Raw genomic sequence first — 18,748 nt, forward strand, 5'->3', positions numbered from 1 at the left:
TCGCAGGAGCGGCGTTGTGTCGTGATGGAACGCGCAGCGGCCCAGGAAACCACCGCAATCCTTGTTGCCTGCATCCAAAAAAAATAGAGAGGCTACAACCGTGATCGACGCCCTGAACCACTTGCCGCGCCCCCGGGCCGGTGCCGACCAGCTGGCCGAGCGCTTCAGCGACCTGGCCCCACCCCTCACCCCGCGCCAGGCCGCCGTCGAAAGCGCGCGCTGCCTGTACTGTTACGACGCGCCCTGCGTCAACGCCTGCCCCAGCGAAATCGACATCCCGTCGTTCATCCACCGCATCAGTGACGACAACCTGCAAGGCGCCGCCGAACGCATCCTTTCGGCCAACATCCTCGGCGGCAGCTGCGCCCGCGTCTGCCCCACCGAAATCCTCTGCCAGCAGGCCTGCGTGCGCAACAATGCGCAGGAATGCGCACCGGTGCTGATCGGCCAGCTGCAACGCTATGCCCTGGACAATGCGCATTTCACCGCGCACCCGTTCCAGCGTTCGCCAGCCACCGGCAAGCGCATCGCCGTGGTCGGCGCCGGCCCGGCCGGGCTGGCCTGCGCCCATCGCCTGGCCATGCACGGGCATGACGTGGTGGTGTTCGAAGCTTGCGACAAGGCCGGCGGCCTGAACGAATACGGTATTGCCCGCTACAAGCTGGTAGATGACTTCGCCCAGCGTGAAGTGGAGTTTTTGCTGGGCATCGGTGGCATCGAGATTCGGCATGGCCAGCGCCTGGGTGGCAACCTCAGCCTGGGCGAGCTGCGCGACCAGTATGACGCGGTGTTCCTCGGCCTCGGCCTGAATGCCGTGCGCCAGCTGGGCCTGGCCGCTGAAGAAGCCCCCGGCCTGCTCGCCGCCACTGAATACATCCGCGAACTGCGCCAGGCCGATGACCTGAGCCAACTGCCACTGGCCGACCGCTGCCTGGTGATCGGTGCCGGCAACACTGCAATCGACATGGCGGTGCAGATGAGCCGCCTGGGCGCCCGCGATGTCAACCTGGTGTATCGCCGCGGCCACGCCGACATGGGCGCCACCGAGCACGAGCAGGACATCGCCAAGGCCAACCAGGTCCGCCTGCACACCTGGGCGCGCCCCGATGCCGTGCTGCTGGACGACAGCGGCAAGGTGCGCGGCATGCGCTTTGCCCGCACCGAGCTGGCTGACGGCCGCCTGCGCGACAGCGGCGAAACCTTCGAGCTGGCCGCCGATGCCATCTTCAAGGCCATCGGCCAGCGTTTCGACGACAGCAGCCTCGGCGACCCGCTGGCGGCGCAACTGGCCCGCGACGGCGAGCGCATTCGGGTCGATGCAAACATGCAGACCAGCCTGCCGGGCATTTACGCCGGTGGCGACTGCACCGCCCTCGGCCAGGACCTGACCGTCCAGGCCGTACAACACGGCAAGCTGGCCGCCGAAGCCATCCATGCCCAACTCATGCTCAATGTGGAGGCAGCGTAAATGGCCGACCTGTCGATCGAATTTGCCGGTATCAAGGCACCCAACCCATTCTGGCTGGCCTCCGCACCGCCAACCGACAAGGCCTACAACGTGGTACGTGCCTTCGAGGCCGGCTGGGGCGGCGTGGTGTGGAAGACCCTCGGCGAGGACCCGGCGGCGGTCAACGTGTCGTCGCGCTACTCGGCGCACTACGGCGCCAACCGCCAGGTGCAAGGCATCAACAACATCGAGCTGATCACTGACCGTTCGCTGGAGATCAACCTGCGCGAAATCACCCAGGTGAAAAAGGACTGGCCCGACCGCGCACTGATCGTGTCGCTGATGGTGCCGTGCGTGGAAGACTCATGGAAGTTCATCCTGCCGCTGGTGGAAGCCACCGGTGCCGACGGCATCGAGCTCAATTTCGGCTGCCCGCACGGCATGCCGGAGCGTGGCATGGGCGCGGCGGTGGGCCAGGTGCCGGAGTACGTGGAGATGGTCACCCGCTGGTGCAAGACGTATTGCTCGCTGCCGGTGATCGTCAAGCTCACGCCAAACATCACCGACATCCGCCAGTCGGCCCGCGCCGCGCACCGTGGCGGGGCCGATGCGGTGTCGTTGATCAACACCATCAACTCGATTACCAGTGTCGACCTGGAGCGCATGGTCGCCCACCCCATCGTCGGCGACCAGAGCACCCATGGCGGCTACTGCGGTTCGGCAGTCAAGCCGATCGCCCTGAACATGGTGGCGGAAATCGCCCGCGACGCGCAAACCCGTGGCTTGCCGATCTGCGGCATCGGCGGCATCGGCAACTGGCGCGATGCCGCCGAATTCATCGCCCTGGGCAGTGGCGCGGTGCAGGTGTGCACGGCGGCGATGCTGCATGGCTTCCGCATCGTCGAGGACATGAAGGACGGCCTGGCACGCTGGATGGACCAGCATGGGCATGGCAACCTCGAGGCGTTCCGTGGCCAGGCGGTGGCGCATACCACCGACTGGAAGTACCTGGACATGAACTACAAGTCGGTGGCGCACATCGACCAGCAGGCATGCATTGGTTGCGGGCGCTGCCACATCGCCTGCGAGGACACTTCGCACCAGGCCATTGCCAGCACGCTGAAGGCAGATGGCACGCATGCCTACAGCGTGGTGGAAGAGGAATGCGTCGGCTGTAACCTGTGCCAGATCACCTGCCCGGTGGAAGGCTGCATTGACATGGTCGCGCAGGATACCGGCAAGCCGTACCTGAACTGGACGCAGGACCCACGCAACCCCTACCGCGAGGCCAGTTGAAGCAGCACTACCGACTGACGTAATCAGTGTGGGAGCGGCTTCAGCCGCGATCACCGGCATAGCCGGTGCCAGCCAACGCGTCGCCTGCATCGCGGATAAATCCGCTCCTACATCGCCCCGCGCAAACCAGGCTTTGCCCCCTCAAGGCTCCAGCCCGATCCCTCGCAGAATCACGCAAGTCACTGTCTGCACCGCATTCTCGAACGCCCTGTCCGACAACGCCTCGCCACCATTGAGCAGCTCGACCTGGTAGCCAAAGTCGGCATAGTGCTGGGTCGAGGCCCAGATCATGTACAGCAGCGCCGAAGGCTCCACCGCCAGGATACGCCCCTCTTCTACCCAGCGACGGATCTTGGCTTCCTTGAGCTTGGCCCAGGGCACCAGGCTTTCCGCCAGGTCCGCCGCCAGCACCGGCGCCCCGTGCAGCATCTCCTCGGCCCAGATTTTCGAACCCAGCGGCCGTGAGCGCGAATGGCCCATCTTGGCGCGGATATAACTGGTCAGCACCACGCGCGGGTCGTCGAAGTTCTCGAAGCACAGCGCGTCCTGTTTCCACACTTCCAGCAGATCCTGCAACACCGCGCGGAACAGCTCGTCCTTGGTGCTGAAGTAATAATGCAGGTTGGAACGCGGCAACTCGGCCTGCTCGGCGATATCGCCCATGGAGGTAGCGCCGTAGCCCTTCTCGGCAAATACCTTTTCCGCCGCCTGCAGGATCTTGCCGATATTGCGCCGGCGGATCTCGATCTTGTGGTTGGCCATCAGGCTTGGGCCGTCCACACCGCCAGTTCATAGCCGTCCGGGTCGATGAAGTGGAAACGCCGCCCGCCGGGGAAGGCGAAGGTCGCCCGGCTGATGCGTGCACCGGCCGCCTCGACTCGTTGTTGCGTGGCTTCGAGGTCGTCGGCATACAGGATCACCAGCGGCCCACCCGGGCGCACCGGCTCGCCGGTGGTAAAGCCGCCCGTCAAGCGGCCATCGCTGAACTCGGTGTAGCCTGGCCCGTAGTCGGTGAACGCCCAGCCGAACGCGCTGCCATAGAATGCCTTGCTCCTTGCGATGTCGCTGACATTGAACTCGATGTTGTCGATCTGCCGATCTGTACCGCGAATACCCATGGGTGCTCCGTGCCGAATGGTGTTTGCGCTAGGCTCTGTGTGAAAAGCCTTGATACTCGGTTCGGGTAGCTTCTCGCAACTGCTAAAATGTGCGCCACCTTGTTGCTGGCAGGCATGACGTTGATCATCGCCCAAGCCCCCTCGCCAACAGACAGTCGCCTTTCAGGATGACTGATACGCCTACAGAACTGGAAGGACCTCACGATGTATCTGGTGCGAATCGCGTTGCGCGATGTCCGATCGATCAAGTCCTTGGACCTGGACTTCCATGCCAGTGCCGGCGGAACGCGTCGCTGGACCTTGCTACTCGGAGAAAACGGCTGCGGCAAAAGCTCGGTGCTGCGAGCCATTGCATTGCTGCTGGCAGGCAGCGATGCCCTTCCTGAACTGCTCGGCGACCCTGATGCCTGGATCAGGAACGGCGCAAAGAAATGCCGTATTGAAGGAACGCTGGTTACCGCCAAGGGCGAAACCCGAGAGATTGCGCTGGAAATCAACCGTGGTGACGGGATCCGCAAGATTTTCGCGCACAACCATGACTCGCTGGAAGCGCTGGATGCCGCGATTGCCAAAGCTGATCGCAACTACTTTGTCCTGGCCTACGGTGTTTCCCGTCGGCCACCGGTGCTCAACATGCGCTCCACCTTCCCCGATGAACGCTCAAGGGTACCTCGGGCTCAAGGTATGGCGACAATGTTTTCGCCAGACGCCAGCCTGGTATCACTTGAGCAGTGGGTGATGGACCTGGATTACCGCAAAGGCCTGTCGTCGATGATGGGCGCGGTCAGCGAAGCGCTGGACAAGCTTCTACCCGGCATGCAGTTCTCGCGAATCGATCGAGCCACGCGGCAGATCATTTTCAACACGGTAGATGGCGAAATACCACTCAACCAACTTTCCGACGGCTATCAGAACATGGCCGCCTGGTGCGGCGACCTGCTGTACCGGATCACCGAAACCTTTCCCGACCGCAAGAACCCGCTCAGCACGCGCGGGGTGCTGCTTATCGACGAAATCGATCTGCACCTGCATCCGGTGTGGCGGCGTCACCTGGTTGAGTTTCTCTCCAGCACCCTGCCGAACTTCCAGTTCATCGCCACCACCCACTCGGCACTCACGGCACAGCAGAGCGGTGAAGGTGAGCTCTACGTCATCCGAAGGGAGGGTTCGGAGTCAACGCCGACCCTGGTTCCGTTCATCGGCGAACCGCGCAAGATGATGCTTCATCAACTGCTGATGAGCCCTATGTTCGGCTTGGACTCGCTGGAGTCCGTCGAAATCGAGAAGGCTCGCAACGCAGTCAGAGAACTCTGCCTTAAAGAGTCGCTCAGCAAGCAAGAAGCAGCGCAAATGAAAGCGCTGCAGGCAATCTTGAACGACGCCCCCGAATGGGACGTCATGCCGCACTATGCAAAAGAGCAAGCCGAGTTGATCCGCAACCTCAAATCTTCATTGCTCAAGAACAAGCGCAAAACCAGGATATCGCCAGACAAACTCACCGCCATCACCAAAAACCTAGAGAGCGAGCCATGATCAAGGTTTCGCGCACTCGCTCTGCCGCAAAACTGAAGGGCTTTACCGGGACTCAGCTGGAAACCAAACTCAACAACCTGCTGCAGTTTTATCAGGACGACGGCCATACGGGAACGGTCAATTTCAGACCGAAGAACCGTCAGGTCTGGGGCCGGGCCAAGCCGCAACTCAAGGTCGAGTCCTACAACAAGTGCATCTACTGTGAAGCGGACACTGGCGTGGTAGCGCATGGCGACGTCGAACACTTTCGACCCAAAAGCCAGTACTGGTGGCTGGCGTACTGCTACGACAACTACACGTTCAGCTGCCAGATCTGCAACCAGACCTATAAAGGCGATACCTTTCCGGTGCAGGGCCCAAGGCTCGCGCCGCCTACAGTGCCGTTAACCCTACCCAGCGACGGCGCAGAGCTGAAATCCTTGTTGCAGACTATTTGCCCCGACCCAGTCACCACCACGGATGCTGCAGTGGCCCAGCTCTACGCCAAGGAAGATGCGGAGCTCATCAACCCCTACGTCGCCGACCCTGAACAGTTCTTTGCCTGGAAAGCCATCCCGGAAACACGCGAAGTCTGATTGGTTGGCATAACCGGATCCAGTCAATCCAGCAGGGCTGTTAAGGCTGCAGAGGACGTGCTCGGGTTGAACCGCCAGGAATTGCTGCGCCTGCGCTGGAATGCCTACGAAACGCTGGAGACGCTGGTATTGCTTTTTCAGGAAGGCAACTTTACTGCCGAGCGCCAGCGTGAGTTCTTGCTGCGCATCCGAACCCAGGCCGATGCAGACCGCCCATTTGCCGGTATGACACGGTTCTTTCTGAAAAGTTGGGGTCTGCTCTAGCCGCCCCGGCAGCTGCATTCAGCCATCGCAGCTATATCAACGCCGGGTCGCCCGGTCCCGTACCGGGCACTGGGCCCGGTGCAGGTTGAGCGCGGTGTTGATGATGCCGATATGGCTGAATGCCTGCGGGAAGTTGCCGAGCATGCGCTGGCCGACCGGGTCGTACTGCTCGGCCAGCAGGCCGAGGTCGTTGCACAGGCCGGTCAGGCGTTGGTACAGGGCCTGGGCCTCGGCCTGGCGGCCTAGCAGCACATACACGTCGGCCAGCCAGAACGAACACACCAGGAAGGTGCCCTCGCCCGGGGTCAGGCCATCGCTGCAACTGTCGCTGTCGTAGCGCAGCAGCAAGCCATGCTTCAGCAGGCGCTGTTCAATCTGCTCCAGGGTGCGCAAAAAGCGCGGGTCATCCACCGGCAGGAAGCCGGTCAGGGCGATCTGCAACAAGCTGGCGTCCATTTCGCTCGAGCCATAGGCCTGGACGAAAAACTGGCCGCTGGCGTCCAGGCCCTGCTCGCACACTTCGCGGCGAATCTGCTCAGCCACCTGGCGATAATGCTGGCCACGCTCGCGGCCTTCCTCGGTGGTGTCGGCCAGCCCCGCGGCACGGTCGAAGGCCACCCAGGCCATGACTTTGGAATGCACGAACTGCTGGCGGCCACCGCGCACTTCCCAGATGCCTTCGTCCGGCTCGCGCCAGATGCGCTCGAGGTAAGGCAGGATCAGCCGGGCGATGGCGGCGCTGCGCGGGTGGCGCGGCAAGCCGCCGTTGATTGCCTGGGCCATGGCATCGGCCAGCTCACCGTAGATGTCGAGCTGGGTCTGCGTCGAGGCCGCATTGCCCACGCGCACGGGTTGCGAATGCGCGTAGCCGGCCAGCCACGGCAGGGTGTATTCCTGCAGGTCGCGCTCACCGGCCAGGCCATACATGATCTGCATCTGTTCGGGGTTGCCGGCCACCGAGCGCAGCAGCCATTCACGCCAGGCCTGGGCCTCGTCGAAGTAGCCCAGGTTCATGAACGCCAGCAGGGTCATGGTGGCGTCGCGCAGCCAGCAGAAGCGGTAGTCCCAGTTGCGTTCGTGGCCGATGCGTTCGGGCAGCGAGGTGGTGACCGCCGCGACGATGCCGCCGGTGGGGGCGTAGGTCATGGCCTTGAGGGTCAGCAGCGAACGGCGCACCAGGGCGCTGTAGGGGCCGACCTCGGGACAGCGGGCCGCGAAGGTCTGCCACTGGTCGATGGTGTCTTTCAGGGCCTCGTCGATGTCGCAGTCCGCTTGCACCGGCAAGTGCGATGGCTGGTGACGCAGGCTGAACACCTGCCGCTGGCCCGCAGCGACCCGGAAGCGGGCCACGGTGTGGTGGTCACGCGCTTGCGGCGCCACCGTCGCCGCCAGGACCAGGCGATCAGGCCCGGCCACGGCGCTGAGCGTGAGCGGTGCCACCCGCTCCACCCAGGGTACGCTGCGGCCATAGTCGAAACGCATCACCAGGTCCATCTCGAAGTTGGTTTCACCCGCCAGGCCCTCGACGATGCGCACCACCGAGTTGACCTCGCCCAATGGCATGAAGTCGAGCACGCGGGCGCGGCCGGTGGCAGTGACCCAGGTGGTCTCCAGCACCAGGGTGTCGTCCAGGTAGCGACGCTCGCTGTGCTCCACCGGGTCGCTGGGGGCCAGGCGCCAACGGCCGTTTTCTTCGTTGCCCAGCAGCGCGGCGAAGACTGCCGGGGCGTCGAAGCGTGGCAGGCACAGCCAGTCAAGCGAACCATCGCGGCTGACCAGGGCGGCGCTGCGGCAGTTGCCCAGCAGGGCGTAGTCTTCGATGTGGGCAGGCATTGCGGCTCCTTTGTGTGGCTGCCTGTGACGGCCTCTTCGCGGGCTCGCCCGCTCCCACAGATACATCTCTGGCCTTGAAACCATCGATATCCCTGTGGGAGCGGGCGTGCCCGCGAAAGCGCCGGCACAGGCTTTACAAAAACCTCACCCCAGGCGATGCCACTCGCGTTTGTCCCGCGCCAGCAGTTCATTGCCGGCCTCGGGCCCGTCTTCACCGGCCGGGTATTCATGCACCTCGCCGCCCTGGGCCCAGGCATCCAGGAATGGCTGCACCGCCCGCCAGCCGTTCTCGATATTGTCGGCGCGCTGGAACAGCGTCTGGTCCCCGGTGAGGCAGTCATAGATCAACGTCTCGTAGCCGGTCGCCGGGGTCATCTTGAAGAAGTCCTTGTAGGCAAAGCCCAGTTCCACGTTCTCCATCACCAGCTCCGGCCCGGGCCGCTTGGCCTGCAGGTCGAACCACATGCCTTCGTTGGGCTGGATCTGGATCTTCAGGTAATTGGGCTTGGGCCGCTCCAGTTCCGACTCGCGGAACTGCGCATACGGCGCGGGCTTGAAGCAGATGGCGATTTCGGTGTCGCGCACGCTCATGCGCTTGCCGGTGCGCAGGTAGAACGGCACGCCGGCCCAACGCCAGTTGTCGATCATCACCTTGAGCGCCACGTAGGTCTCGGTCTGGCTGTCGGGGGCGACGTTGGCCTCCTGGCGGTAACCGGGCAACTGCATGCGCCCGTGCTTGCCGGCGCGGTACTGGCCGCGCACGGAATGCTTCAGGGCCATCTTCGTCGACCATGGGCGAATGGCACCGATCACCTTGGCCTTCTCGCTGCGCACGGCATCGGCGGCGAACGCCGCCGGGGGCTCCATGGCCACCATCGCCAGCAACTGGAACAGGTGGTTGGGCACCATGTCGCGCAGCGCCCCGGTGCTGTCATAAAAAGCACCGCGGGTCTCGACACCGACGGTTTCCGCGGCGGTGATCTGCACATGGTCGATGTAGTGGTTGTTCCAGAACGACTCGAACAGGCCGTTGGAGAAACGGCTGACCAGAATGTTCTGCACCGTCTCCTTGCCCAGGTAATGGTCGATGCGGTAGATCTGCCGCTCGCCCATCACTTTCAGCAGGCAGGCATTGAGCGCTTCGGCGCTGGCCAGGTCGGTACCGAAGGGTTTTTCCACCACCACGCGGCGAAAGCCCCCGGCGGATTCGTCGAGCAAGCCGGCCTGCCCCAGGCGCAGGGCGACCTCCGGGAAGAACCGCGGCGAAGTCGCCAGGTAGAAGATGGCGTTGCCATGGCTGGTCTTGTCGATGCGCCTGGCGAGGGCCTGGTAGGTGGCCGGGTCGAGGAAGTCACCGGTCTGGTAGTCCAGGCGTTTGGCCAAGCGCGCCCACAGTTTCTCGTCCAGGCCTTTGCTGCTGCCCTCACCGCCTTTATCACGCTCGACCATGAACGCATGCAGGCGCTCGGCAAATTGCTCGGCAGTGGCCGGGTTGTGATCGACGCCGACAATGCGCAGGTTGCGGTCCAGCAGGCCGTCGCGGCTGAGGTTGTACAGCGCCGGCATCAGCAGGCGCTTGACCAGGTCGCCATTGGCGCCGAACAGGAACAGGGTGCAGGGTGGCGCGGCAGGAATGTGCTGTCTGGTCATTCGCCTTTCTTCTCGATGTGGCCACCGAAGCCCAGGCGCATGGCCGAGAGGATCTTGTCACCGTAGGTGCCCTGCTGCTGGCGCGAGCGGAAGCGGGCGAACAGGGCGCTGGACAACACCGGCACCGGCACGGCCTGCTCGACGGCGGCATCGATGGTCCAGCGGCCTTCACCGCTGTCTGACACCGAGCCGCTGAACTGCGTCAGCTGAGGGTCGGCCACCAGGGCATCGGCGGTCAGGTCGAGCAACCACGAGGTGACCACGCTGCCACGCCGCCACACTTCGGCGATTTCGGCCACGTCCAGGTCAAAGCGCTGGTCCTCGGGCAGTTCGTTGCCGCCCTTGCTGCGCAGCAGGTCGAAGCCTTCGGCATAGGCCTGCATCAGGCCGTACTCGATGCCGTTGTGCACCATTTTCACGTAGTGCCCGGCACCCGGCGGGCCGGCATGGATGTAGCCATGCTCGGCGCGCTGGTACTCGCCGCTGCGGCCATGGGTACGCGGGATGTCACCCACGCCCGGCGCCAACGCCTTGAACAGCGGTTCCAGGCGCTCGAACACGGCCTTTTCGCCACCGATCATCATGCAGTAGCCACGCTCCAGGCCCCACACACCGCCGGAGGTGCCCACGTCCAGGTAATGCAGCCCGCGCTTGGCCAACTCGCCGGCCCGGCGCATATCGTCCTTGTAGAAGGTGTTGCCGCCGTCGATGATCGCATCGCCCGGCTCCAGCAGCTCAGCCAGCTGGGCGATGGTCTGCTCGGTGGGCTCGCCGGCCGGCAGCATCACCCACACCGCACGCGGTGCCTTGAGCTTCTGCACCAGCGCCCCGAGGTCGTGCGCCCCTTGGGCACCCTCCCCCTCCAGAGTGCTGATGGCTTCACGGCTGCGGTCGTGCACCACGGTACGGTGGCCGGCGCGCATCAGGCGCCTTGCGATATTGCCGCCCATGCGGCCCAGCCCGATGATTCCCAGTTGCATGAGCCGATGCTCCCCTTGCGAATTGAATGACAACACAGTGCAGCCTTCAGGTTAGTCCAGCGAACCGCTCGTGGGTTCAGCGACGAACGGCGCGACCACGATAAACAAAAAAGTTCCCAAGACCTGCAAAAGAATTCAGAATGCGCCCCGCGTGAAGCGTCTACGCTTTAACTTGTCACCAGCCAAAACCGCGAGGTGTGCTCATGGGTACCTTGATGCCTGCTACTCCAACCCAGACCCTCTATGTCTCCGTGCGCCGTGATGAGCTGCGTAAACTGAAGGAAGAACGTGACCAGCTGCGTCAGCAGGTCGCTCAACTGAACCTGCTGCTGGCACAGGCACGCACCGACGGCGACGCCGTCAGCCTCTGACCCTCCCCCTTCCCGGTGGGAGCTGAACCGCTCCCACATCGCTTAATCAAGCAGCCAGCTGTTATCGCCATTTTCCAGTACGCCGCCATGGCTGGTGGTATCGCCGACCCTGGCAAACGGCTGCCCGTCCTCCATCATCAGTGCCGAGCCGCTGGTGATCAGCGCCCCACACCCGAGCCGGTCGCCAACCCTGGCTGCGGCCCTGCCGTTGACGAAGAACAGGCTGGAACCGCTGCTGACACTGGTCGGGCCGCACAGCGGGCAATGGTGAGCGTGGCCCAGCAGAACGATGGCAGGCATTGTTGCGACTCCTTGCTCATATGACGCGCCGGGCACCGGTGCCGGCGGCCTCAATCAGAACGTTCTCGACAACCGCCAGTGCACGACCTGGCCATCGACTTCGGGGAAAGGTACCTGGTGCATGAACACCTGCTCACCCAGCGCGCGCTCGACGCAGGTGTAGTGGCCGGGCCATGGGCAGGGGGTGCCGGATGGCCAGCCGGGGGCATCCTCGCGCCTGGCGGTTTCCGGGTCGCGGAACTGCTTGCCCAGCCGCCGGTAATGGGCCCGGTCGACAAGTGCCTTTGGGTAGAACTGCGGCGCGTTTTGCAGGGCATCACCTTGCACCGACCATAGAAACGCCACCAGCGCCGCTTCGAATGCCCAATAGCCCAGGTGGTCACCGCGTGCCCGCGCATGGCGCTCGTGCCAGTAACAGCCGTGCGCCTCGGCGTACCACTGGCCGAGGTAGCGCGTGATTGCGTCCTGTTGCGCGGGGCCACGTAGATCGAGGCTGTCCAGCAACGTGGCGTAGGGCTCGGGGTGAAGCAACGAAGTGCCTGGATACGCCTTGCCCAGGCGCTGGAACAGCCGATGCAGCAGCAGGTCGGGGCTGCGCTCGTCGGCCTGGTTCAGCCAGCCCAGCAGTTGGCCGACCCGCTCGGGGTAACCGCACAGCACCGCCAGCGACAGCAGCCACAGGGCAAGCCGGTAGTCGTCCGCCACCCACGGGCGCAATTGCTCGCTGGCTGCCGGGTACGCGGAAAAATGCCGGGCGAACTGGGCGAACGCGTAATCGACATAGGCCTCCACCAGTTCCATCGGCTCGCCACCGGAGTAGCGCTGGATGGCTAGCTCCAAAGCCATGTGCGCCCAGTCGCGGCTAAGCCCCCGGTAGTGGTGCCTGTGCTCGGCGGGGCCGGCCAGCAAGGCCTGGGTGTCCGGGTCGGCGAATTCCTGTTCCTTTTCATGGGTCGAGGCCCGATAGTGCTGCTCGACCATCCACGGGTCGCGCTTGATGCTGTCAAAGTGGCCCATTGGCCCTCCTCCACGCTAACCCAGGCAAGCCGGGCGCTGTCGGGCGTGATCGACCAGGTCTTTGGGGTAATAGGGCAAGTCGCGGTAAGGCGTATCGTCGATACCCCACAACAATGTGACCAAACCGGCCTCGAAGGCCCAGTAGCCGAAAAAGCCGGCATCGCTTCGGGCTTTGTGGCGATCATGCCAATAGCAATTGCGCATGCCTCGGTACCATTTCTTCAGATAGCTGCGCATGGCCTGTTGCTGTTCGGCCTGTTCGCCGCTCAAGGCTTGCAGCAAGTCTGCGTAGGGGCGCGGGTGAACCATTGCCTGACCGGGCAGGTTGATGCCGACTCGGGTAAACAGCTGGTGAATCAGCAAGTCTTGACCGTGATCCGGGTCGTCACTGATGTAACCGGCGATCTGTTCGATGCGCTCAGGCATATCCAACAGCACAGCGAGGGACAGCAGCCAAAGTGCGAACTGGTAGGCGTCGGGCTCCCATAGCTTCAAAGAAAAATCGGGATAAGAGCGTTTGTGACGCTGGAACTGGTTGAACATGTGCTCCGCGTAGAATTCAAGCGACTTGATGGGCTCACCACCTGAATAAAGAGCCACAAGCAAATGCACAGTTTGCCAGCACCACCTCCAGCTCAACATCTTAACGTTTACATATTCGGGACGCTTAATTTTAAGAAAAGTATCAGCCTGTCGTTCGACATATTTTTCCTTCCAAAAAGAAACACTATCGAGATAAGCTGCTTCTTGCAGCAATGGTTCACGCTTACACTGATCGAATCGACACATCATTCACACCCAATGGATTCAGACGGCCACGCTCACCTGCAAAATAGGCGACCCGGTCAGATCAGCCCTTATAGGCCCTTTACCAAGCGCCAAGTCAAGATACGTCCCTCGTCAGCGGGCATTTCAACGCCTTGCATAAATGTTTGAGGCCCCACGACCCAATCGTCGCAGACCCACACCCCAGTCCGAGGACAAAGCTCTCCTGATTTGGCAATCGCATCCGAATAAGTCGCAGTTTGAAGACTCCGGGGAAAGGTTTGAATGACCTGACGCTCACGCGCATAGTCAACCAAATCTTTAGGGTAATAAGGTAAATTTCTGTAGGGCGCGTCGTCGACGTCCCACAACACCGTAACCATCCCAGCCTCGAATGCCCAGTAGCCAAAGAAGCCGGCATCGCTCCGTCGTCTATGACGGTCATGCCAATAGCAGTTACGCATGCCGCGATACCATTGTTTTAGATAGCTGCGTAAAGCTTGTTGCTGCTCATCACCTTGAGCATTTATGGCATTAAGCAACTCTGCATAGGGCCGTTTGTTTATCAGATCATTCCCAGCCAAAGCAATGCCAACCCTGGCAAAAAGTTGCCTCAAAAGCAAATCCTGGCCGTCCTCGGCATTATCACTTATATAACCTGCGACCTGCTCTATCCGCCCCGGCATATTCAACAGCACCGCCAAAGACAAAAGCCAAAGAGCAAACTGGTAGGCATCTGACTCCCATAGCTTCAGCGAGAAATCCGGATAGGCCTGCTTATGACGCTGAAACTGGGAAAACATATGCTCAGCATAGGGGCGTAGCGAATCAATGGCTTCTCCTCCCGAATAGAGGCCCACCAACAACTGCAAGGAACCGAAGCACCAACTCCAACTCAACCCCTCAACGTTCACATAATCCGGCCTTTCAATAGAAAGAAAAGATTCTGCCTGCCGCTCAAAATAAAATTCCTTCCAAAAGGATAGACTATCCTTAAAAGCTGCCTCTTGAAGTAAAGGCTCACGCTTAATTTCATCAAATTTTTTCATTGCCGCCCCCTAAATTGCCACTTCGCCGACCACTCGCGCATTTTTATCAAGTTTAGATATTTGAGTTACCGCACCACGCTCATCAACTATCATTAACCAACGTTCATAGCCTTCCTGATACATTACTGCCGCTCTTCTTTCCCCAACTTCATCCGCAAGCCTTGGGAGTATCCACGCATCACTCATCTGCCTGGCACTCGGATATCCCTTACTCCCCTTCGTAACCGGCAAACTCCCCGGCGAAAACACGCCCCCCGTTCGATACTTGGTCTCGGTAATAATGAACGGCGGTGGCGGATGGGCATTACGATAGACACCATCCAGCCCGCGCCCAGTGGGTTTCATTTCCAGGCTGCGCGGCCCCCGCGCCGCCGACAACAGGTTTTCGTGGCCCTTGCCGAGCATGTACTGATCACTGACCACTTCCCCGTAAATACCCTTCTGCGTCCGGGTCGCCGTCGCGTGATCGAAGGTGTGCACATTGGCGCCATGCGCAGCCACTGGCGGTGACGTGGGCACCGGCGGGCCGAGCACACCTTCGGGGCGCTCCAGGTAACGCGGGCGCATGCCAATGCCAGACGTCACCCGCCCACCACTCATGGCCATGGGCACCGGCTTTGCTGCATGCACCCCGGCATGCGCCACCTGCGCAGGCAGGTCGCTGGCCTGTTCCAGTACCTTGGCCAGCCTGGCATCGAGCTGCATCAGCGCATGCGGGATTTCCCGCACGGCATGCACCTGCACCGCGTAGAACTGCGCTTCCATGGCCTGCAGCCGCACCAACAGGCGCGAGGCCGCCTGGTTGAACGGCCAGTTGCCGAGGTAACTGCGCAGCTTTACCGTCGCCGCAATGACCTTGGCCAGAAACTGGTCCAGGTAGGCCAGCAGGTCCTTTTCATAGCTGGCGAACCGGACCTGGCGCAGCCAGAACTCCACGCTGCCGCGGGTGAACTTGCCGAGAAACGCAACCACGGCCTGCAAGATGACCTGGCTTTCACGAATCAACAGCAGGCACAACCCACGCAGAAACGCCGCCGCTTCCTGCCCAACCAGTGCCCCTGCCACCGAGCCCACCGCGGTGCCCGCCGCCCCGACCACGGCGCCAATGATCGGGGCGATCAAGGTGATCAGGCAGGCCACCAGCAATACCCACTCCTGCCATTCCGGCGGCTGCGCCGCTACTTGGCTGCCATCCGCCGTGTAGCGCCTGCCCAGACGCAGGCACACCGCGGCCAGGTCACGGGCACTGAGCACGATCACCACCCCCGGCACCAGCGACAGCAGCATGTCGGCAATGACCACGCTCAGTGGCCGCTCCTCGGCAAACTCGCCAAGCACCAGGTCGCGCAGCCAGGCAAAGCCGCCGGCCACTTTGTCGACCGCTTCATCCAGCCAGTCCGCTGTCGAACTCATGCCTGGCCACCTGCCGAGGTGCAGCCGGCAAGCAGAGCCTGCAAGGCAGCATCCAGCTCGGTCGCGGTGGTCAGTTGCAGCGGGCCTGGGCCTACCTCATACCGCACCTGGGCGCTGCAGCCGGGAGTGACCCCAGCCAGGCGGGCATAGCCGTTCTGGTCGACCACGCCCTGGCGCTGGGTACCATCGGACAAGCTCGCCACGTAGGCCGTGCCGGCGATCGGCGTACCGTCGGCGTGCACCAGGCGAAACTCGATATCGTCCTGTACCGGGGCAGGCGGCTCACCGTAGCGTGCCGGCGCCTTGACCTTGGCGATGGCATGGAGCAGCAGTGGCTCGGGGCAGCCGATTTCGATGCGGCCATCGGCCAGCTTGATAAAGGCCCCGCCACAGCTCAGGGTCAGCGACGTGCGGCTGTCGATATGCACGTGGCCGCGATGGCTGGTGATCGACACGTCGTCCTGGCTGTCGACCCGCAATTGCCCGCCAACCTGCACGCGCTTGTCCAGTGCCACCTGCTCGCTGGCCTCGAGGCCGACGCTCACGCTCAGCGCGCCACCAACCGCCAGCACCTTGCCCAGGCCAACGCTTTCGATCTTGCCAAGGGCGACCGTCTCGCTTTTGCTGGCGCCCACCTTGACGCTGCGGTTGCCGCCTATGTGCACCACTTCGTCATGCTCGACGCGCTCGCTACGGTCATTGCCGATCAGCGTGGTTTCGTTGTGCTTGACGACGTTGTTCTGGTCACGCTCGGCATGAATGAATACTTCCTGCCGCCCCAGTTCGTCTTCGAAGCGCAGCTCGTTGAAGCCAGTGCCCTTATGGGTCTGGCTCTTGATGGTCATGCGGGTCTTGTGTTGCGGCAGGTCGTACGGCGGTAGCTGGTCACCGCAGTAGGTGCGCCCGGTGACGATCGGTTGGTCGGGGTCGCCATTGACGTATTGGACAATCACATCCTGGCCAATACGCGGGATGGCCATCGAGCCCCAGCTGCCACCGGCCCAGCCTTGCGACACCCGCACCCAGCAGGAGCTGAACTCGTTGCCTTCGCTCTCCCGGTCCCAGGGGAAGCTGACCTTGACCCGGCCCCATTCGTCGCAGTAGATCTCCTCGCCCGGCGGGCCGACCACGGTGGCCATGTGCGGGCCATCGATGCGCGGCTTGGCCACGGGTGCCGGGCGCCACTCGGCCATGCCCTGCACCAGCAGCGCATCGTTCACATAGTGGGTGCCTTGTTCGGCGCCGGCGGCCTGTTCCTGCAGGCTGGTGAGCTGGGACCCCTGATGACACAGGCTGACCACGCGCCAGTGCACATTGAGGTCTTGCCGTGGGTGGCCGACCAGGGTGAAGCTCAGGCCCGGTTGCAGACGCACGTCATCGCCCTGCACTTCGGCCAGGCAGGCATCGTGGCGCAAGCCCGTCAGCCGTGTTTCGGTGAAGGGCTTGCCCACTGCATCGCGCTTGTAGCGCCCCGGGTAATCGAAGCGTTCGTAGTCCAGGGACTGGTGCGTGACGTTACTGGCCTGCGCCCTGTGCTCCTGGCGATAGGCGGGGTGGGTGAAGGTGTAGTCGCGCTGCACCTGCCGCGCCGTACGCACCTGCTCGCAGTAGCGCAAGCGCCGCAGGCAGGCGCGGGCCTGGTCGCCGCCACTGTCGGCGTGGTACAGCACCTGATCGGGGCCGACATCGACCTCATCCTGGCAAAGTCCCCCGTCATCTTCGCGCTTGAGCGCGCCCCGGCTAAGCAGCCCGAACGAAAGCAGGCGGTCGGTGACGATCAGCGTGTGCTGCTTGGCACAGTGGGCGAAGCGGTAGACAAACCCTTCTTCAGCGGCCAGGCGATGAATGAAGTCGAGGTCGGTTTCACCCGCCTGGACACAGAACTCCCGTACCTGGTGCTCGGCGCAGCTGTTCAGTTCGAAGCGGTTGATACCTTGGCGCTTGAACATCAGTTCAAGAATCTGCGGCACGGTTTTCTGCTGGAAGATGCGCCAGTTCGAACGCAACCGGGCGCGGGCCAGCTGCGGTTCGACCACGGCGTGGTAGCGCGTGCGAGAAAAGCGGGTTTCGCCCTGGCTGAAGGCGCTGACCAAGCCATGCACGTGGCGCACGGGCCGGTCGGCGCAATAAAGGGTGAACAGCGCCGGCTTGTCGAGCAGGTGGCCGAAGTCGATATCACTTTCGTAGCTGACAAGTTCCAGGTTCAACACAAATGGCTGGTTGAGGCTCTCCTCCAGCTTGAATGAAACCACTTCGAATTCGCTGTGCGCGGCGAGCGCCTGAAAACCGAAGCGTAGGTCAGACTGTTTCATGAGTTGCTCTACCCGCCATGCTGTTTATCGGCGAAAAACAACCACACCCTGGCCTTCTGCAAGATGAGAACGTCGAATCAAATTGGCCAGCCGTCAGGCTACAAACCGCGTAGAACGTGGCGTTTCGGGTTTCAACCCATGACAACTTCTAGGATGGGGCAGTGACTGAAGAACAACTTAAACGGTTCTGGCCCGATATAAAAGGAACGATGGGTTTAATAAACAGGGGCGTGTCGTAGGCAATTTCCTAAAGTACTCACCTACAAACTTTTTATCAGCGCGTTATTTACCTAAATATATAACTCGTCAACTTCTCAAAGTGTCCGGCGACTCGTCATGGTGCAGGGCATCGCCCCGCTACAGGACGGTGCACAATCGCCCGGCAGCAGCGAGCCCAGGGCGAAGCGACAAAATGCACCATACCGGTGCAAGCGTTGCCTGATTGGGGCATGCCTTGCGCACCGGGCCCTGCACGCCCGCAGGCATACACATCCGCTCACATACGCCAACGTTTGCGTCTAGCGTGCGGCGTCACCTTAGTGACCAGTGGGTCACCTTTCCCCCTTTTTCTCTCCTACACTCGGGTTTCGGCCCGCCATTTGCTCATCGGAAGAGTGACGAAAAAAAGTCGAACTTTCAGGAAAGCCGGCAGGTCAGGAACTAAGTAGGCCAAACGCAAGGGGCATTCCCTGGCTCGGCCCACCCATCCCAACCAGTCCAATCGCTTTTGGCGGGAATGCCGATCGCGCTGTGCCTGCGCGCACGACTCAGGGGCATGGAAGCACTACGCAGCATTCAGCATCAGAGAGAACCAACACGAGATAT

Annotated in this window: 16 protein-coding genes and 1 pseudogene; 6 read left to right on the forward strand and 11 right to left on the reverse strand. The window is 62.3% G+C overall.

Features of this window, described 5'->3' with window-relative positions:
• Positions 1-100: 100 nt before the first annotated feature.
• Positions 101-1,468: an NAD(P)-dependent oxidoreductase gene (locus ACJA3S_RS16310; protein ID WP_406819273.1), complete on the forward strand. Its 1,368-nt coding sequence runs from the start codon at positions 101-103 to the stop codon at positions 1,466-1,468.
• The gene (gene preA / locus ACJA3S_RS16315) at positions 1,469-2,743 is read left to right on the forward strand and encodes an NAD-dependent dihydropyrimidine dehydrogenase subunit PreA (RefSeq protein ID WP_406819274.1); all 1,275 of its coding nucleotides are present in this window, start codon (positions 1,469-1,471) and stop codon (positions 2,741-2,743) included.
• Positions 2,744-2,884: 141 nt separating this feature from the next.
• Here the strand turns inward: preA and ACJA3S_RS16320 are convergent, their stop codons facing one another.
• Positions 2,885-3,505 (reverse strand): TetR/AcrR family transcriptional regulator, encoded by a 621-nt coding sequence (locus tag ACJA3S_RS16320; RefSeq protein WP_406822265.1) that lies wholly within the window; start codon positions 3,503-3,505, stop codon positions 2,885-2,887.
• Positions 3,505-3,861, reverse strand: a complete 357-nt coding sequence (locus tag ACJA3S_RS16325; protein ID WP_406819275.1) for a VOC family protein — start codon at positions 3,859-3,861, stop codon at positions 3,505-3,507. Before ACJA3S_RS16325 ends, ACJA3S_RS16320 begins: the two co-directional genes overlap by 1 nt.
• Before the next feature lie 204 nt (positions 3,862-4,065).
• On the opposite strand from ACJA3S_RS16325, the gene ACJA3S_RS16330 reads away from it, so the two are divergent.
• The 3 genes from ACJA3S_RS16330 to ACJA3S_RS16340 all read left to right on the forward strand — a co-directional run bounded on the left by ACJA3S_RS16330 (position 4,066) and on the right by ACJA3S_RS16340 (position 6,233).
• Positions 4,066-5,394 carry an AAA family ATPase gene (locus tag ACJA3S_RS16330; RefSeq protein ID WP_406819276.1) on the forward strand — a complete coding sequence of 443 codons (1,329 nt, stop codon included), beginning with the start codon at positions 4,066-4,068 and terminating at the stop codon, positions 5,392-5,394.
• The gene (locus tag ACJA3S_RS16335; protein ID WP_406819277.1) at positions 5,391-5,969 is read left to right on the forward strand and encodes a hypothetical protein; all 579 of its coding nucleotides are present in this window, start codon (positions 5,391-5,393) and stop codon (positions 5,967-5,969) included. Before ACJA3S_RS16330 ends, ACJA3S_RS16335 begins: the two co-directional genes overlap by 4 nt.
• A 66-nt stretch (positions 5,970-6,035) precedes the next feature.
• Complete coding sequence (locus ACJA3S_RS16340; RefSeq protein ID WP_406819278.1) at positions 6,036-6,233, forward strand: hypothetical protein; 198 nt, start codon at positions 6,036-6,038, stop codon at positions 6,231-6,233.
• A gap of 36 nt (positions 6,234-6,269) precedes the next feature.
• Here the strand turns inward: ACJA3S_RS16340 and ACJA3S_RS16345 are convergent, their stop codons facing one another.
• The 3 genes from ACJA3S_RS16345 to gnd all read right to left on the reverse strand — a co-directional run bounded on the left by ACJA3S_RS16345 (position 6,270) and on the right by gnd (position 10,696).
• Positions 6,270-8,066: a glycoside hydrolase family 15 protein gene (locus tag ACJA3S_RS16345; RefSeq protein WP_406819279.1), complete on the reverse strand. Its 1,797-nt coding sequence runs from the start codon at positions 8,064-8,066 to the stop codon at positions 6,270-6,272.
• Positions 8,067-8,210: 144 nt separating this feature from the next.
• On the reverse strand, positions 8,211-9,716 hold the full coding sequence (gene zwf, locus ACJA3S_RS16350; RefSeq protein ID WP_406819280.1) for a glucose-6-phosphate dehydrogenase: 1,506 nt from the start codon (positions 9,714-9,716) through the stop codon (positions 8,211-8,213).
• On the reverse strand, positions 9,713-10,696 hold the full coding sequence (gene gnd, locus ACJA3S_RS16355; RefSeq protein WP_406819281.1) for a phosphogluconate dehydrogenase (NAD(+)-dependent, decarboxylating): 984 nt from the start codon (positions 10,694-10,696) through the stop codon (positions 9,713-9,715). The genes zwf and gnd overlap by 4 nt, the downstream gene beginning before the upstream one ends.
• A gap of 203 nt (positions 10,697-10,899) precedes the next feature.
• On the opposite strand from gnd, the gene ACJA3S_RS16360 reads away from it, so the two are divergent.
• On the forward strand, positions 10,900-11,067 hold the full coding sequence (locus tag ACJA3S_RS16360) for a DUF6026 family protein (RefSeq protein WP_186674681.1): 168 nt from the start codon (positions 10,900-10,902) through the stop codon (positions 11,065-11,067).
• 42 nt (positions 11,068-11,109) lie between these two features.
• On the opposite strand, the gene ACJA3S_RS16365 is transcribed toward ACJA3S_RS16360, so the two are convergent.
• The 6 genes and pseudogenes from ACJA3S_RS16365 to ACJA3S_RS16390 form a co-directional block, all read right to left on the reverse strand.
• On the reverse strand, positions 11,110-11,367 hold the full coding sequence (locus ACJA3S_RS16365) for a PAAR domain-containing protein (RefSeq protein WP_406819282.1): 258 nt from the start codon (positions 11,365-11,367) through the stop codon (positions 11,110-11,112).
• 54 nt (positions 11,368-11,421) lie between these two features.
• A complete protein-coding gene (locus ACJA3S_RS16370) occupies positions 11,422-12,384 on the reverse strand; it encodes a PoNi-like cognate immunity protein (RefSeq protein ID WP_406819283.1) in 963 nt (320 codons plus the stop codon).
• 15 nt (positions 12,385-12,399) lie between these two features.
• The gene (locus ACJA3S_RS16375; RefSeq protein WP_406819284.1) at positions 12,400-13,140 is read right to left on the reverse strand and encodes a PoNe immunity protein domain-containing protein; all 741 of its coding nucleotides are present in this window, start codon (positions 13,138-13,140) and stop codon (positions 12,400-12,402) included.
• Positions 13,141-13,241: 101 nt separating this feature from the next.
• Positions 13,242-14,198, reverse strand: coding sequence for a PoNe immunity protein domain-containing protein (locus ACJA3S_RS16380; RefSeq protein WP_406819285.1), 957 nt, complete (start codon positions 14,196-14,198; stop codon positions 13,242-13,244).
• 9 nt (positions 14,199-14,207) lie between these two features.
• Positions 14,208-15,611 carry a hypothetical protein gene (locus ACJA3S_RS16385; protein WP_406819286.1) on the reverse strand — a complete coding sequence of 468 codons (1,404 nt, stop codon included), beginning with the start codon at positions 15,609-15,611 and terminating at the stop codon, positions 14,208-14,210.
• A gap of 368 nt (positions 15,612-15,979) precedes the next feature.
• Positions 15,980-17,923, reverse strand: a pseudogene (locus tag ACJA3S_RS16390) (type VI secretion system Vgr family protein); the annotation flags it as partial.
• Positions 17,924-18,748: the final 825 nt, after the last annotated feature.

The organism is Pseudomonas sp. KnCO4 (assembly GCF_045344305.1).
GTDB lineage: Bacteria > Pseudomonadota > Gammaproteobacteria > Pseudomonadales > Pseudomonadaceae > Aquipseudomonas > Aquipseudomonas anuradhapurensis.